A 16,442-nucleotide genomic window follows, 5' to 3' on the forward strand; every position below is an offset into this window, starting at 1 on the left:
GTTCCACCACCCAGGTAACAATCCAAAAAATCTGAGGATGATTTCATGAGCACAGCCCAAGACGTCTTGCAGACGATCAAGGACAAAGACGTTAAGTTCCTTGACTTGCGCTTCTCCGACCCGCGCGGCAAGCTGCAGCACGTCACGATGGACATCGCCGTGGTCGACGAAGACATGTTCGCCGACGGCGTGATGTTCGACGGTTCGTCGATCGCTGGCTGGAAGGCGATCAACGAGTCCGACATGACGCTGATGCCCGACCCGGAGACCGCGCATATCGACCCGTTCTTCGCGCAGACGACCATGTCGATCTTCTGCGACATCCTCGATCCCGTCACCGGCGAGGCCTACAACCGCGATCCGCGCACGACCGCGAAGAAAGCCGAAGCCTACGTGAAGACCACCGGCGTTGGCGACAGCGTGTTCTTCGGCCCGGAAGCCGAGTTCTTCGTGTTCGACGACGTCCGCTTCGTCACCGAGCCCTACGACACAGGCTTCCAGATCGATTCCATCGAGCTGCCGTCCAACATGGGCACCGAGTACGAGACCGGCAACCTCGGTCACCGTCCGCGCACCAAGGGCGGCTACTTCCCGGTTCCGCCGATCGATAGCGCCCAGGACATGCGCTCCGAGATGCTGTCGGTGATGGCCGAAATGGGCGTCTCCGTCGAAAAGCACCACCACGAGGTGGCCGCCGCCCAGCACGAGCTCGGCCTGAAGTTCGCGCCGATGACGCTCGTCGCCGACCACATGCAGATCTACAAGTACGTGGTGCATCAGGTCGCCAACGCCTACGGCAAGACCGCGACCTTCATGCCGAAGCCGGTGTTCGGAGACAACGGCACGGGCATGCACTGCCATCAGTCGATCTGGAAGGAAGGCAAGCCGGTGTTCGCCGGCAACCTCTACGCCGACCTGTCGGAAGAGTGCCTGTTCTACATCGGCGGCATCCTGAAGCACGCCAAGTCGATCAACGCCTTCACCAACCCGTCGACCAACTCCTACAAGCGTCTGGTCCCAGGCTATGAGGCGCCGGTGTTGCTCGCCTATTCCGCGCGCAACCGGTCGGCGTCCTGCCGCATCCCGTTCGGCTCCTCGCCGAAGGCCAAGCGCGTCGAAGTCCGCTTCCCGGATCCGTCGGCGAACCCCTATCTGGCCTACACCTCCATGCTGATGGCCGGCCTCGACGGCATCAAGAACAAGATCCATCCCGGCGACGCGATGGACAAGAACCTCTACGACCTGCCGCCGGAGGAGCTCAAAGAGATTCCGACCGTCTGCGCCAGCCTGCGTGAAGCGCTGGAGTCGCTCGACGCCGACCGCGATTATCTCAAGGCCGGCGGCGTGATGGACGATGACCAGATCGACGCCTACATCGAGCTCAAGATGGAGGAAGTGATCCGGTTCGAGCACATGCCGCATCCGGTCGAGTTCGACATGTACTACTCGGTCTAATCAGACCGAGATTCTGCCGGGACAGAAACATCTCGGTCCCGGCAGGAGGTTAGGTTTCGCGGTCGCGGCGGTCCTGCGTGTCTGTCTTCCCGCGTTGCTTCTTGCGAAAGCGCGAAGCCCGGCTTCATACCGGGCCGCGTCACTCCAGAGGAAGCCCCGGCCCTTGTGCCGGGGCTTTTTTTGGTGCGAGACATTTTGGGACCCGAACCGGTCCTCCTCTGTCTGTACGCACTTTCGCAGGGCCGTGTCGGCAACGAATCTGTTCTCCGCCTATGGAACTCTCTCCGGCCGGATGCGGTTCTCCGAATGGAACCCATCATGTTCGTAGCTATTGGCCCGCGTAGGACAGTCTCGCGGCGCCGCTCGACCGGAGGAGAGAAGCATGAGAGTCCTGGTCATCCTCGCCTTTGTTGCGGGTAGTCTTGCCGCCTGCAGCCCCTATTCCTCGAGCGACCGCGCGCTCGCCGGCGGTGCGATCGGTGGCGCGTCGGGCGCCGCGATTGGTGCTGCGGCCGGAGGCTCGACGGGAGCGGCACTGGCGGGTGGCGCGATCGGTGCAGGTGCCGGGGCCCTCGCCGGCGCGGCGACCACGCCGAAAGCCTGCCGCGATCGCTATGGCCGTGCGGTGGCTTGCCCGTAACGGTGTACAGCCAATTTCACTTTTTGGAGCCGGTCGTCGTTCGGGACGGCCGGCTTTTTTTGTCGGCCTCGTGCAAGCTACGCGGCATAGCATTGTCGAAAATCACTTGCCGGGAAGAACCATTCACGTCTCTATGAGCGAAAGAGGTGCCGCACTGGTCACCGGCATTTTAAAAAGAAGGGAATCCGATGAAGTTCGTCCTCGTCGCCGCGATTGCGCTTGGCCTTGCCGCCTGCAGTGCCAATTCGACCCGTGATCGGGCCCTGGTGGGCGGTGCGGTCGGGGCCGGCACAGGGGCCGTGATCGCAGGCGCTGCGGCCGGAACCGGGGGCGCGGCCTTGGCCGGCGGCATCATCGGCGGCGCCGCGGGCGCGATTCTTGGCGGCGCGACGGCCCCGAAAGCCTGCCGCGACTACTACGGCAACCCGGTTCGCTGCCCGTAGCTTATAGCTGCCTATAGTTGTGGCCCTCCCTATTCGGGCCACTCCCTCCGCCATACGACACCGTCTTTCGTCAGCGCCGAAAGTGCCAACGTCTGGTCCAGATGTGCTGCGCGGTGCGCAAGCAGCCGCTCCGCGCAGTGAAGCCTGAGATCGCGATAGGCGGGATCGTCGGCAACGTTGCGCGTCTCTGCCGGATCGGCCGCGAGATCGAAGAGAAGCGGCGGCAGATCTGCGAAGTGGACGTACTTGACATCCCGGTCGCGGAGGATCGCGAGGTTGCACTCTCGTGACGAGAGCCCGAATCGGGCCTCCGCCATCTGCCCGACCACATCGCGGAAATCGAACTCTATAAAGGCGTGGTCGCGCCAGCGCACCGGCTGGTCACCGGTCAGAAACGGCACAAGCGAACGCCCGTCTACCGCCTCCGCAGGTTCGGTCCCCATCAGTGCGCAGAGTGTCGGGAAGAGGTCTACCGCCTCTGTGAAGCTCTCCACAGCGCGCCCCGCCGTCCCGCCCGGCATCCGGACCACCAACGGGATGTGGTAGGAGCCCTCGAAGAAGCCGCCCTTGCCGAACAAGTGATGGTCGCCCATCAGCTCGGCATGGTCGGAGGTGAACAGCACCACCGTCTCGTCCCAGGTCCCGGCCGCCTTCAGCGCGTCGAAGATGCGACCAAGCTGGGCGTCGACCTCGCCGATCATACCCCAATAGATCGCGCGAATCGCGCGCCGCTCAGCTTCGCTCCAGTCGCGCACCAGCCCCCCAGCACCCGGGATGAAATGATCCTTGCTGACCGTTTGCATCTGGAATGCGACCAGCGGATGCAGTGCCGCCTCATCGTCCGGTGAGCCCAACGCCGCAAAGCCCGGTCCCTCGTCGGGATTGTACATCGAGGCATAGGGCTCCGGCACGACGAACGGCGGATGCGGCCGGAGGAAGGAGATGTGGGCGAACCAGGGCCGCTCGGGCGCCTGCTCGCCGAGCCAATCGAGAAAGGCTTCCGTCAGAAAGGCAGTCTGGGTCTGCTCGGCCGCATAGGCCGGTGGCACCGACGAGACCTCCGGTGCGGCCGGATCGCGCGGCCTGTGGATCAGATCCGGATCAGAGACCTCCACACCCTGGCGCTTCAGCCAGGAGATCCAAGGCCGTTCGGCCTCGTCTAGCCCCTGGCGCACCGTGAAGCCGGGCATCACGCTTTCATAGGTCGTCAGCGCCGGGTCGTTCGGCGCACGCGAACGGGGGTCCGCACCGGTATCGGTGTAGCCGAACAATGTAGGATCGTAGCCGGCGCGCCGAGCGGCTTTGGCAATCGTATCGAACCGGTCGTCGAGTGGCGTGCCGTTACGGCAAACTCGGTTCGTCATCTGGTAGCGACCGGAATAGAGCACAGCCCTGGCCGGAGAACAGGGAGCAGCGTTGGCGTAATGGCGTAGGAATGCAGTGCCCTCCGCCGCCAGCCGATCAATCGCCGGCGTGCGCAGCACCGGGTGGCCGGCAACGCCGAGACTGTCCCCGCGCCATTGATCGGCGGTGATGAACAGGATGTTCGGCTTCATTCGGCCGCCGCGCGACCGGCCTCCAGCCGCTCGACCAGCTCGGGAATATCGGCAACGCTGTCGACGACGAAGTCAGCACCGGCCGCCTTCAGCTTCGCCCCGACCCGATCGCGAATCTCCGCCTTCGTCTCCTCCGATGCGGCTGCAAGTTCGTCGGCCGTCAGCCCAGCCTCGTTGCCGGTCAGGCAGACGCCGACGGTCAGGCAGCCGGCGGCAACGCCCTCGGCGATCCCCGGCACCGTATCGTCCACCTTGATCACCGCGTCCGGCGGATAAACGCCGAGATCGACGAAACACTTGTACATGCCGAGCGGACCCGGCCGTCCCTCCACCAGATCGTCGGCGCAGACGAGATTGTCGGGCTCGTAGCCCTGCCGGGCGGCCACAGGCAGCACATGCTCCATGATGGAGCGGGTGTAGCCAGTCGTGGAACCTATCTTCAGCCCTCGTTGCCGGAGCGTCTCGATCGCTTCGCGAGCACCGGGAATCAGGATCGCATAGTTCGCGACCACCTCCTCGTTCATGGGCACGAACACCTTGTAGACGGCATCTACATCCGCACCGGTCGGGACGTGACCAAGCACTTTCTCCCATGCCGCCGCAATGCGGGGGGCCTTCAGCATTGCGTCGATATGATCCCACTTGGGCATGCCCATGGGGCCGCGCGCCTCCTGGATGGTGACTGTCACGCCGAACTTGGCAAACGCCTCCACGAACACGCCCATCGGCGCGAACGAGCCGCAGTCAATGGTCGTGCCGGCCCAGTCGAACACGACAGCCTTGAACCGTCCCATGTCTCACTCCCTTACATGCCCTAAAAAGGCTCTTACCCAAACAGATCCGCGATCGTCTCTTCGGCAATTCCAAAGGCCGTCGACGCGCCGCATCCGGCGGTCACCACGCAGATGCGGGTCGCCTCGTCCGGCTGATCGGTGAACCGCCACCGGCCTGGCGCGCTGGCATAGGTGCCGATCCAGCGCTCTTCCACCGATCGCGCCGGTAGATCCAGAACCGCATCCATCTCGCCCAAGATCAGATCGCCCACCCGGCTCGGCACGAACGGATCCGGCGTGGCGTCGTAGTCGTGGCTATCGCCCACCACGAGCGAGCCATCCTCCGACTGGACCACGATCAGATGGACGCCGCTGCGACGCTCCTCGCCCTGTTCGCAGTCGAGAAGCTCTGCGAGCGGTTGTGCCTCGGGCAGCTCCGCATAGCCGAGATAGCGCGCCAGGCTGAGATCCGACATGACGGTTGCGCCGAGCGTGACGGGCGCCGACGGCCGCACGCGCAACATTTGCAGTTTGCAGCGGGTCGGCCGGTAGGCCGCGATCCGGTCTGAATAGAGCGTGGCGAAGTCATCGCCGGGACAAACGACCACAGTCTCCGCGGAAATCCGTCCGCTGGAGGTGTCCAGATGCGGCGCATCGACGGCGTGAACATGGGTGCCCCAATGAAAATCCACGCCGTGGACCTCCTCCAGCCAGCGGGCAAGCAAGGGCACGGCATCCTTCGATTCCACCCGCAGCTCGTAGGGCGAATAGAGTACCGATTTCACGGTATCGGTGCGCAGCGTCGGGACATATTGCAACGCTTCGAACGGGGTCAGCCGCTGGCAGTCGTGGCCCATGTCGGTCTTCAGAAACGCCTCGATCACCGCTTCCGCCTCGCTACGGCGGGCGGCAACCACGAGCCCTTTGTGCAGCACCGGGATCCCGGCCGCCTCCGCCACCTCCATCCAGATATCCCGGCTGCGCCGCGCCATCTGCCAGCAATCGCCGGCGGCTTGGCCGGTGACCGTGATGAAGCCGAAATTCCGGATCGAGGCCCCGTTGGCACGCCGATCGCGCTCGATCACGACCACGCGCTTCCCGCTGCGTACGGCGGCGAGCGCATGCGCAAGGCCGACGATGCCCGCGCCGACGACGGCGAGATCATAGCTGATGGCGGGACGCAAATGGCGCTCGGCGGGGCGGTCAGTGCCCTGAGGGGCGAGCGAAGTCGAACTCTTCCGCGAAGTGACAAGCAACGAAATGATCCTCGTCGAGCGCCCGCCAGTCGGGTTCCTCCGCCGAGCAGCGGGGTCTGGCATAGGGACAGCGCGTGTGAAAACGGCACCCGCTCGGGGCGGCGAGCGGATTGGGGATCTCGCCGGTGAGCTTGATCGGGTCGAAGTCGGCGTCGGGGTCGGCGCGGGGCACGGCCGACAGCAGCGCATGGGTGTAGGGATGACGCGGCGCGAAGAAGAGCTTCTCCGTCGGCGCGTATTCCACGAACTTGCCGACATAGAGCACCGCCACCCGGTGCGAGATCTGGGCGACCACCGAAAGGTCATGGGCGATGAACAGGAAGGCGACGCCCATCTCGTCCTGAAGGTCCTTCAGGAGATTGACGATCTCTGCCTGGATCGAGACGTCGAGAGCGGAGACGGATTCGTCACAGACGACGAAGTCGGGCCGGGAAACCAGCGCGCGCGCAATGCAGATGCGCTGGCGCTGGCCGCCGGAAAAGGCGTGCGGAAACCGCCTCAAATGCTCCAGGTTCAGTTTGCAGCGAGCCGCAATCTCGCGCACCCGCGCATCGATCTCATCGCGGTTACTCATCATGCCCGACGCCACCAGCGGCTCGGCGATGATGTCGCGCACCGTCATGCGCGGGTTCAGCGAAGAATACGGATCCTGAAACACCAGACTCATGCGCGGGCGAAACATGCGCAGCATGTCGCCGGAGAGCGAGGAGAGCTGCACCGGCCCGGCCTTGAAGACCAGATTCATGTGCTGGCGGAACTTGCGGAGCTCTTCACCCTCGATGTGGGCGACATCCACCTCGTCATTCCGGGTGTGGAAGATCACCTCGCCTGCCGAGGGATCGATCGCGCGCAGGATCGCGCGACCGACGGTCGTCTTGCCGGATCCGGATTCGCCCACCAGGCCGACCGTCTCGCCCCGCTTGATATCAAAGGAGACCCCATCGACGGCACGCAACTCCGTCGTTTCGGTACGAAACAGCTTCTTGGACCGGACGGGGAAGCGGACTTGGAGGTTCTTCACCTCGATCAGGGTCTCCGTCATGCCGCAGTCCTCCCCTCTTCCGCATGCAGCCAACAGCTAACGGCCCGGCCAGCCCGTGGGGCGCGCTCCGGCGGGGCTTGTACGTCGCAGAGCCCGGAGACCGCTTGGATGCAGCGGGGATGGAAGGCACAGCCACTCGGTCGCTCGCTCGGGCTCGGGATGTCGCCGGGTACGGGCTTCAGCCGCGCTTCCAGCCGGTCGAGGCTCGGAATCGCCTCCAGAAGACCGACCGTGTAGGGATGCATCGGGTTGCGGATCACCTCCCGCGTTGGTCCCTTTTCCACGATCGTGCCGAGATACATGACCGCGATTTCGTCGGCGATTTGGGCGATCACCCCCAAATCGTGTGTGATGAAGATCATCCCCATCCCGAGCTCGTCCTGGAGCGACCGCATCAGGTCGAGGACCTGCGCCTGAATGGTTACGTCAAGCGCGGTGGTCGGCTCGTCGGCGATCAGCAGATTGGGTCCTGCGGAAAGCGCGAGCGCGATCATGGCGCGCTGGCGCATGCCGCCCGACATCTCGTGCGGAAACTGGTCGATCCGCGCCGTCGGATTGGAGATCCCGACCTTGTCGAGCATCTCGATTGCGAGCGCGCGCGCCGCACGGCCGCGCAAGCCGCGATGAAGCCGGATCGCCTCCATCATCTGGTTGCCGATCGAATAGACCGGGCTGAACGAGGCCATTGGCTCCTGGAAGATCATGCCGATCTCCCCGCCTCTCAATCGCCGCAGCGCCCGTGTGGATCGCACATTTTCGATATCGATCTCGCGGCCGTCTTTTGCGCGGTAGCGCATGCGCGAGGCACGATCGAGCACCGCCGAGCCCGGCAAGAGCCGCATCAGCGCCTTGGTCGACACCGACTTGCCCGAACCCGACTCGCCGACGAGGCCCAGCGTTTTGCCCGCCTCCACCTCAAAGCTCACCTTCTGCACCGGCGTGATCACGCCCTCGTCGGTGCGAAAGGAAATGGTCAGGTCCTCGACGGTCAGCATTTTGTTCATCGCCGCCCCCTCATCGGACTTCGGAATAGGGATCGGCCGCATCGCGCAGGCCGTCGCCGATGACGGTGAAGGCAAGCACGGCCACCACCACGAAGCCGGCCGGAATGAACAACCACGGCGTCTGCTCGATGACCCGGACGCTCTGGGCCTGCTGCAAAAGCACGCCCCAACTCACCGTCGGCGGCCGTAGACCGAGGCCCACGAAGGAGAGCGCCGTTTCGGCCAGGATCATGTAGGGAAACGAGATCACCAGATCGACGATGATGAAGCTGGTAAAGCTCGGCAGCATGTGCTGGCCGATGATGCGCGAAGCTTTTGCACCGGCGAGCCGCGCGGCGACCACATAGTCCTCGTTGCGGATCGACAAGAGTTGCGAGCGGATGCGCCTGGCCAGCGTCGGCCAGCCGAACAGGCCGAGGATCAGGGTCATTGCGAAATAGACCTGGGTCGTCGACCATTCCTTCGGCATCGCCGCGGCGAGTCCCATATAGAGTGGGATGATCGGGACCACGCGCACCACCTCGGTGACCCGCTGGATGACGTTGTCTGTCATACCACCCGCGTAGCCGGCGATGCCGCCGATCACGAGCGCCAGCACGAACGAAATGACAACACCGAGCACGCCGATCGAAAGCGAATTCCGGGTCGCGTACATGGTTCTGGAAAAGACGTCGCGACCGAGATCGTCAGTGCCCCAGAGGTGCAGCATCGCCTTGGGATCGGCGAGACCGAAGAGATGGATGTCGGTCTCGATTACCCCGAGGAGCTTGACCGGCTCGCCCTTGGCGAAGAACTCCAGATAGACCCGCGTATCCGGATCCGGCACCGTCTTCGCCCGAAGCGTGACCGGATCGCGCTCGGTTCTCACACCATGCACGAACGGAACGGCGGAGCAGCCGTGGGCATCGCAGAACATCGGGATCTGCGGCCGACCGTCGATATATTTCGTGTCGCGAGCGGTCGGGCCATACGGCGCGACGAATTCGGCGAACAGGCCGAGCACGGCCATCAACACGAGAATGGTCGCCGCGACCATCGCCGAGCGATGCCGCCGGAAGCGCCACCAGATCAGCGTCCACTGCGACGCCGAATAATATTTCAGGAGTTTTTGACGCTCCTTCTCCGCCCGCTTCAGATCCCGAGACGAGGAGGGGTCGAGTCCTTCGACGACGGCCATCGCTCTAGCTCCCGAGCTTGATGCGCGGATCGAGCCACGCAAGCAGCAGGTCGGAGACAAAATTCATGAACACGATGATGAAGGTCAGGAGCAGCAGGATTGCTCCGGCCACATACATGTCGAGGTCGAGATAGGCCTTCAGCAGCAGTTCACCGAGTTCCGTCAGTCCCAGGACGGCGGCAACGATCGGCAGCTCGGAGAAGATCCGGTTGACGTCGAAACCGATGGTCGAGGCAACCGGATTGATCGCCAGCCGCGCCGGATACTTGATCAGGAGCTTGAGCTCAGGCACACCGCGCGCCCGCGCTGCCGTCACCGAGAGCTTATTGAGCTCGTCCGACATCGTCGCGCGCACCGTCTGGATCTGATAGGCAACGGCCGACCAGGCGAGCACGAACGCCGGCAGCCAAAGGTGCTTGATCAGGTCCCAGAGCTTGGCGAGCGACCAGGGCGCATCCGCATAGGCCGGCGAGAACAGCCCGCCGATCGACGCACCGAACCAGCGGTTGGCGAAATAGAGCATGATCAGCGCCAGCAGGAAGTTCGGCAGCGCAAGACCCAGATAGGAAAAGGCGGTGAGCCCATAATCAGCGGTGGAGCCGCGATGGACCGCAGCAAAGATCCCGATCGGAATGGCGACCAGATAGGTGATCAGGAGTGTCGCGGCCAGGATCCCAAGCGTCAGCCAGACCTTGTCGCCAATGACCTTCACGACCGAAGTCTCGAAGGCAAACGCCTGGCCGAAATCGCCGCGCGTGACGATGCCGCCGATCCAGTCGGCGTAGCGCAGCGCCATCGGCTTATCGAGGCCGAAATCGTGCCGGATCGCCTGGACGTCGGCCTCGGTGACACTGACGCCGGTGCCGGAGAACTTCCGGAAGGCGTAACGATCGGCATAGTCGCCGGGCGGCAGCTCCATGATGACGAACACCATCATGGAGACGAGCAGCATCGTCACGATCATGCCGACGAAGCGATCGAACGCGAAGCGAAGCATGGTGGATCTCCGACCGGGCGAAGCGGTGGCCGGGACAATGCGCCCCGGCCGACCTCATTCGTCGCGGGCTACTGCTGCAGCCACCACTGCTGCGGCCGGTAGGGATAGGCCCAGTAGTAGTCGTAGCTCTTCGCCGTCAGGTCCTTCACGTTCTGAAGGTCGTTGCGGTAGACGTACGGGCCGACCACGTCGCCGATCAGGCCGATCTTGATGTAGTGGTCGCGGTAGATCTGGGAGATCTCTCGGCCGATCCGGTTGGATTCCTCCGAGCCGATCTGCTGCTGAAGGAACTGGTCGGCGAGCGGCCAGAGCTTCTTGATGTCTTCCGGCGGTTCGATACCTTCAGATCCGCCCGACGTCTTCCAGGCCGCCCAGGCGAAGCCGTTGCCGGGGCTGAAATAGTCGCCGAACGGCGGCACCATCGAGGTCTGGTCCTGGCTGATCGCCGGCGCGGCAATGCCGTCGTTCTTCCAGGTCATGACGTCGAGGTCGTTGTTGTTGGCAGCTGCGCGATACTCGTCGGAGGTGACCTCCTTGAGGTCGACGCGGACGCCGACGGCGCCGAGATAGTCGCGCACCAGCTCCGGGATCTTCGCCGGCGTGCCCTGGGTCGAATAGACCAGGCGGATCACCAGCGGCTTGCCGTCGGGACGCTCCAGCGTACCGTCGCGATCGGAGTCAGTCAGGCCGACGGAGCCGAGCAACTCGCGGGCCGTGTCCGGATCGTAGGCCGTGTCAGCCTTGATCATGTCCTCGGAAATGAAGGAGACGGTGCGCGGCTCGGCCGGGAAAACCTGGCTCGGCACGCCCTGCCCCAGATAGACGATCTCGTTGATCTCGTCACGGTCGAGCGCGAGCGACATCGCCTTGTTGAAGTCCGGGTTCATGAAAATCTCGCGCAGCACCGGATCCTTGTGGGTCTGGTTGAACGCGTAGAACACCGTCTCGCCCAGGCTCGGCGCAAACTTGATGGTGTAGTTGCCCTTGCCCTCATTCTCCTTGAGCAGCGGGAAGTCCTCCAGGAACAGCGCCTGCTGCTTCCAAACGACGTCGCCATTCATGATCTTGAGGTTCTGGACTTCCTTGTCGCCGATATAGGTCTCGTCGATCTCGTTGATGTACGGGAGCTGATTGCCCGCGGTGTCGACCATATGGAAATACGGATTGGCGACGAGCTTGCGGCCCTCGGCGTTCTCTTCGACGACGATGTGGCTTTCCAGCGTCGGCGTCACCGCACGGCCGAAGTCGCGGGCCTTGTCGCCGTCCTTCAAAAGCGGGGTCGGAACGTCCTTCCAGTCGGAACCGCCATAGTAGAAGTTCAGCGCCGCAGCCGCGTTTTCGAAGCCGTGCTCCTGGGCGAGCGCATCGGCGTTCTCGTTGTACTTCGGCATGAACCGCGCGAGGAAGTGCTTCGGCTGGAACGCTTGACCGTAGTCGACGGCGAAGCGGTTCAGGATGCCCGGCATCGGCACCGGAAAGGTGAACTTCACGGTGACATCGTCTACCGCTTCCACGGTCGCCGGCTTGCCGGAAAAGAGCCAACGGTCCGGCGTCTTCTCGTAGACGTCCTGGTTCAGGATCAGGTCATTATACCAGAACGCCACGTCCTCGGCGGTGAAGGGCTCGCCATCGGACCATTTATGGCCCTTTCGCAGCGTCACCGTCAGCGCGGTGAAGTCGTCGTTCCAATCCCACGACTTGGCGACATTCGGAACGACCGTCTTCAGGTCGTCGGCGTAGCGCACCAAGTTGACGTGGCGGACGGAGAGCAGATCCGAAGTGCCGGATTCCGTACCCTTGGAGATACCCGTCAGCACGCCGCCATACTGGCCAACCGTGTCGTAGGGCGCGACCACCAGCGGCTCTTCCGGCAGGCGCTCGGCCAAAGCCGGCAGCTCGTCGTTGCCGAAAATCTTGTCGTTAAGCGCGGCGATCTGTGGGTTTTCGGAGAAATCCATCTCGCAGTTGGCCGCTTGCTCGAACTCCGCCAGCTCGAACTGCTGGGGATATTCCGGGCTAAGGCCCTGCATATCGGCAACGGTCGCTGTCGGACAGGCAGCCGAAGCCGCCGCGCTCATCAAAAGCAGGGACGCGCTGGAACATAAGGCTAGTCGCAGAGAACGGGTCATGGGGCATCTCCCGAGATCACGATGACTTCGGGTCTTCATGGCCCGAAATCGTAAGACGCGATCGATTCAGAACATCAGAGCGGGATGCGGACGGAATACCGACTCCCGTTTTCCTCATTCCGCGCTCGGCTCGCGTCCCCTGCGGATGCCCACGTCATGTAACAACTTGATGAAATCTTAAAATTTATAGGCTCTGCCTATGTTTTACGGTCCGTCATCACATCGTCACGAAAGCCGGACGCCACGTCGAAGAAGCGGTCCACAGCCGTGGCTTCGCGCATTTCCGGCAGGCACGCGAGATAGTGCGAGGCCCAAAGACCCGGGTCGTCGATTTCCACAGGCTTGATCCGATCGCTTTCGTCGAGTTCGCCGGCAAGCGCGACGCCGACCCCCATTCCCGCAAGCACCCCTGCCCGCATCGATTGCCAGGAGCCAAGCGCGATCAGCGGCTGCAGCGGAACCGCGCTGTCTTTCGCCGCCGTCTCGAAAATAATCCGGGTGCCGGAGGTGGTTTCCCGACAGACGATGGCGCAGCGCGCAAGCTCACCCCAGCCGATTTGGCCGCGCGCGGCGAATGGATGGTCCGCGGGGACCATCAAAACAATCCGGTCGGTCCTCAGCCGCTCCACGGTTAGACCGTCCGGCGGCTCCTTCGCCGTGATAAAGGCGGCGTCGAACTCGCCTTTCTTAAGGTGGCTAACCACGTCGAGCGACGCCATGCATCGCGTTTCGAGTTTGATACCTGGATAAGCACCCATGTACCGGCTGATCACCGGCATCGCGAATTGGTCCGTCGAATAGCCTAGCCGCAAGGCGCCCGTCTTCAAACTTCGCTCGTCTTCGAGCAGATCTTCGATCTCGTTCATAATCGTCAGGAGCGCCCGCACCTTCGGAAGAACCGTATCTCCGAATCGCGTGACACGAATTTTGTGGCCATCGCGTGCAATCAGCTTAAGTTTACATTGCCCTTCGACGGCTCTGAGCTGGGTCGAAACCGACGGCTGGGTGATGCCGAGCTCCCGCGCGGCCCCTGAAAAGCTACCTGTTCGAGCCACCGCCTCCAGAACCCTTAGCTGGCTAATCGTCGTTCGCATTGCGGCACCCGCTCCCTCCTGCGCGAGGTCTACCGCGCGCAAGAGGCAAGGCTAGCAGGCGTATCCCACAATGCGATGACACCGCTTCGGGACGCGGCGCACGTCGCGTGCCAACGCTCTGTCGGACTGCGAAGAGCTTGTTCAACCGTCGGGGCGACGCAGATGAAATGTCGGATACGTCAGTTTCCGCCTTCGGGAGGAAACACCGTCTTCCAGTCGTCCTTCATATCGATCAGGGTCCAACCGTTCTGGGATGCGGCGTCCAGCCCCTTGTCGAGCTTGCCAACATCGGAGTCGCGGTCGTAGGCCCATTCCCTTTCGGCGTCGGTGTGATGGACAAAGGCGCAAAAGCTGAAGCCCGGCGCCAGGCAGGTATACTGCAGCATCTCAAGATCTCCGTCGGAGTTGCCGAACGCCATGAGCGGCTGTTGGCCGATGTGCATCTGGATACCCACCGGCTTGCCCGGACCGTCGTCGACAAAGTCGACCTCCGGCAACTTTTCCAACACCGGCGCGCCGTCCTTGATCTCGAACGTCAGCTTGCCGGTCGAGCCAACGACCTGGGCCGGCGGCACGCCGTAAAGATCCTCGGAGAACACCCGCATGAAGTCGATGCCACCGCCGGAGACGATGAAGGTCAGGAAATCGTTCGCCCTCAGATAGGCGAGCAGTTCGACCATCGGCTGGTAATTCATCTTGGAGAACGGCCGCTTCTTGGCCGGGTTTTCCGCGCTGGAAAACCAGGCGGCGACCTCTTCAGCGAACTGATCCGTCGTCTGTCCGGCATGGGTCGCGGCGACGATCTCGGCAATCGCCTTGTGGCCACCGGCAAGCGCAGTCTTGAAATCCTCCTTCAGGATCGAGGCATAAGGCTCCTGCGTCTTCCATTCCGGATGCTCCGGCGCAAGCGCCTTAATCCGGTCGAAGGCGAAGAAGAGCTGCACATAGACCGGCTGTTCCGCCCACAACGTGCCGTCATTGTCGAAGACGGCGATGCGCTCGTCCGGCGAGACGAAATTCGGCCCGTCTTCCGTGGTCACCGCGTTGACGAAATCCACGATCGCCGACTTGGTGGCCCCATCGTTCCAAGAGGGCAGCGGATCGGATTGCGCCAGCACGGGCCCGGCGCCGAGAGAGACGACGGTCAAAGCGAAAACCGCCGGTCGAAAACGGCGAGCGAGACGGAACATCTTTGATCCTTCCTTACCAAGGTGTCTCATCTCGGCTGCGATGGTCAGCCGAGATGACAGCCGACCGCGATCCATCAAATCACTGGTTGACGTTGGGCACGGTCAGCTTGTCCATGACCTGCTCGAGCGTGAAGCTCGCTGCTTTCTGCCGCGGCGGGAACTCCTGGAACGTGGCAAGAAAGCTGGCCACATATTGCTGGGCCGGAACCAGCATGAAGGCATGATCGAGCAGCCAGTCATAGTAGGTGTTGGAGGTTCGATAGGCCCGCTCGTAGGGGTCGCGCCGCAGGTTGAACATCAGCGGCACCCGCAGTTCGGTGAACGGCTGAATCCAGGTACGGAAAGTGGCCCACCGCTCCTGCTCCAGGAACACCATCTTCCAGTCGCCGAAGCGAAGCGCCGACAAGTCGCCATCGTCGGTGAAATAGAAGATCTCGCGGCGCGGGCTCCGCTCGCTCTCGCCGGTCAGGAGCGGCAGGATATTGTAACCGTCGAGATGCACTTTGTACTCGCGGCCCAGCTCCGGCACCGACAAGCCATCCAGGAGCTCCTGCTTGACTTCCGGGTCGCCGGCAGCGGCAACAAAAGTCGGGAACCAGTCCATGTGGTGGACGACTTCGTTGGTCACGGTGTCGGCCGCGATGTGACCAGGCCAGCGCACCATTGCCGGCACGCGCCAGCCGCCCTCCCAGTTGGTGTTCTTTTCGCTCCAGAACGGCGTCATGGCCGCGTCGGGCCAAGTGTTCATGTGCGGCCCGTTGTCGGTTGAGTAGAACACGATCGTGTTGTCCGCGATGCCCAGTTCATCGAGCACATCGAGGAACTTACCCACGTCCATGTCATGCTCGATCATGCCGGCCGTATAGGGGTCGACGGGCTTGCCGGCGATGTCGTCTGCCCGCGCCTGCATCTCCGGCGAAACATGGGTGCGGAAGTGCATTCTGGTTCCATTCCACCAGACGAACCAAGGCTTTCCCGCCTGGTTCTGCGCGCGGATGAAGTCGATGGCAGCGTCGGAAGTCTCGTCGTCCACGACTTCCATCCGTTCGCGCGAGAGCGCGCCCGTGTCCTCGATCTCCTGCCTGATTGCGCCATCCACGTAAATCGCGTTGGAATGGATTACGCCTCGCGGACCAAATTGCTCGCGGAAGGTTTGGCCATTCGGAAGGATCATATCGCCGGGATAATCGGGATGCTCAGGCTCTTCCTCGGCGTTCAGGTGATAGAGATTTCCAAAGAACTCGTCGAAACCGTGATTGGTCGGCAGATGCTCGTCGCGGTCGCCGAGATGGTTCTTTCCGAATTGGCCAGTCGCATAGCCTTGCGCCTTTAGCATGCCGGCGATCGTGGGGTCTTCTTCGCGCATTCCGAGTTCCGCACCCGGTAGCCCGACTTTCGAAAGACCCGTGCGGAACACCGACTGACCGGTAATGAAAGACGACCGGCCCGCCGTGCAGGACTGCTCGCCATAGTAGTCGGTAAACATCATCCCTTGATGGGCGATCCGATCGATATTGGGCGTCCGATAGCCCATTAGACCGAACGTATAGGCCGAAATGTTGGATTGGCCGATATCGTCGCCCCAGATGACGAGAATATTCGGCTTATCTTCTTCCGCCAGCACCGGCCCGGCAAGTGAAAATGCTGCAACGGCAGCCACGAGACACTGCTTCATCGACGTTCCCT

Annotated in this window: 14 protein-coding genes; 3 read left to right on the forward strand and 11 right to left on the reverse strand. The window is 62.9% G+C overall.

Annotation, left to right across the window (positions count from 1 at the left end; all coding sequences use genetic code 11):
- Positions 1 to 45 precede the first annotated feature (45 nt).
- The 3 genes from glnA to HNS03_RS11625 all read left to right on the forward strand — a co-directional run bounded on the left by glnA (position 46) and on the right by HNS03_RS11625 (position 2,538).
- Positions 46 to 1,455: a type I glutamate--ammonia ligase gene (gene glnA / locus HNS03_RS11615; RefSeq protein ID WP_367195456.1), complete on the forward strand. Its 1,410-nt coding sequence runs from the start codon at positions 46 to 48 to the stop codon at positions 1,453 to 1,455.
- Positions 1,456 to 1,837: 382 nt separating this feature from the next.
- Positions 1,838 to 2,095 carry a bacteriocin gene (locus HNS03_RS11620; RefSeq protein WP_367195457.1) on the forward strand — a complete coding sequence of 86 codons (258 nt, stop codon included), beginning with the start codon at positions 1,838 to 1,840 and terminating at the stop codon, positions 2,093 to 2,095.
- A 188-nt stretch (positions 2,096 to 2,283) separates the two neighbouring features.
- Positions 2,284 to 2,538, forward strand: a complete 255-nt coding sequence (locus HNS03_RS11625) for a bacteriocin (RefSeq protein ID WP_367195459.1) — start codon at positions 2,284 to 2,286, stop codon at positions 2,536 to 2,538.
- Between the two features lie 29 nt (positions 2,539 to 2,567).
- Here the strand turns inward: HNS03_RS11625 and HNS03_RS11630 are convergent, their stop codons facing one another.
- The 11 genes from HNS03_RS11630 to HNS03_RS11680 all read right to left on the reverse strand — a co-directional run bounded on the left by HNS03_RS11630 (position 2,568) and on the right by HNS03_RS11680 (position 16,431).
- On the reverse strand, positions 2,568 to 4,094 hold the full coding sequence (locus tag HNS03_RS11630) for an alkaline phosphatase family protein (RefSeq protein WP_367195461.1): 1,527 nt from the start codon (positions 4,092 to 4,094) through the stop codon (positions 2,568 to 2,570).
- The gene (phnX, locus tag HNS03_RS11635) at positions 4,091 to 4,888 is read right to left on the reverse strand and encodes a phosphonoacetaldehyde hydrolase (protein ID WP_367195462.1); all 798 of its coding nucleotides are present in this window, start codon (positions 4,886 to 4,888) and stop codon (positions 4,091 to 4,093) included. Before phnX ends, HNS03_RS11630 begins: the two co-directional genes overlap by 4 nt.
- Positions 4,889 to 4,920: 32 nt before the next feature.
- Complete coding sequence (locus HNS03_RS11640) at positions 4,921 to 6,051, reverse strand: TIGR03364 family FAD-dependent oxidoreductase (protein ID WP_367195534.1); 1,131 nt, start codon at positions 6,049 to 6,051, stop codon at positions 4,921 to 4,923.
- A gap of 19 nt (positions 6,052 to 6,070) precedes the next feature.
- A complete protein-coding gene (locus HNS03_RS11645) occupies positions 6,071 to 7,165 on the reverse strand; it encodes an ABC transporter ATP-binding protein (protein ID WP_367195464.1) in 1,095 nt (364 codons plus the stop codon).
- Entirely contained in the window at positions 7,162 to 8,169 is a 1,008-nt protein-coding gene (locus HNS03_RS11650; RefSeq protein ID WP_367195465.1) for an ABC transporter ATP-binding protein, read from the reverse strand. The genes HNS03_RS11645 and HNS03_RS11650 overlap by 4 nt, the downstream gene beginning before the upstream one ends.
- Positions 8,170 to 8,179: 10 nt before the next feature.
- The gene (locus tag HNS03_RS11655; RefSeq protein ID WP_367195467.1) at positions 8,180 to 9,346 is read right to left on the reverse strand and encodes an ABC transporter permease; all 1,167 of its coding nucleotides are present in this window, start codon (positions 9,344 to 9,346) and stop codon (positions 8,180 to 8,182) included.
- 4 nt (positions 9,347 to 9,350) lie between these two features.
- Entirely contained in the window at positions 9,351 to 10,343 is a 993-nt protein-coding gene (locus HNS03_RS11660; RefSeq protein WP_367195468.1) for an ABC transporter permease, read from the reverse strand.
- 68 nt (positions 10,344 to 10,411) lie between these two features.
- On the reverse strand, positions 10,412 to 12,472 hold the full coding sequence (locus HNS03_RS11665) for an ABC transporter substrate-binding protein (protein WP_367195469.1): 2,061 nt from the start codon (positions 12,470 to 12,472) through the stop codon (positions 10,412 to 10,414).
- A 197-nt stretch (positions 12,473 to 12,669) separates the two neighbouring features.
- A complete protein-coding gene (locus HNS03_RS11670; RefSeq protein ID WP_367195470.1) occupies positions 12,670 to 13,608 on the reverse strand; it encodes a LysR family transcriptional regulator in 939 nt (312 codons plus the stop codon).
- Between the two features lie 137 nt (positions 13,609 to 13,745).
- A complete protein-coding gene (locus HNS03_RS11675) occupies positions 13,746 to 14,756 on the reverse strand; it encodes an HAD family hydrolase (protein WP_367195471.1) in 1,011 nt (336 codons plus the stop codon).
- A 79-nt stretch (positions 14,757 to 14,835) separates the two neighbouring features.
- Positions 14,836 to 16,431, reverse strand: a complete 1,596-nt coding sequence (locus tag HNS03_RS11680) for an arylsulfatase (RefSeq protein ID WP_367195473.1) — start codon at positions 16,429 to 16,431, stop codon at positions 14,836 to 14,838.
- Positions 16,432 to 16,442: the final 11 nt, after the last annotated feature.

Origin of the sequence: Amorphus sp. 3PC139-8 (assembly GCF_040750475.1) — a bacterium.
Lineage (GTDB): Bacteria > Pseudomonadota > Alphaproteobacteria > Rhizobiales > Amorphaceae > Amorphus.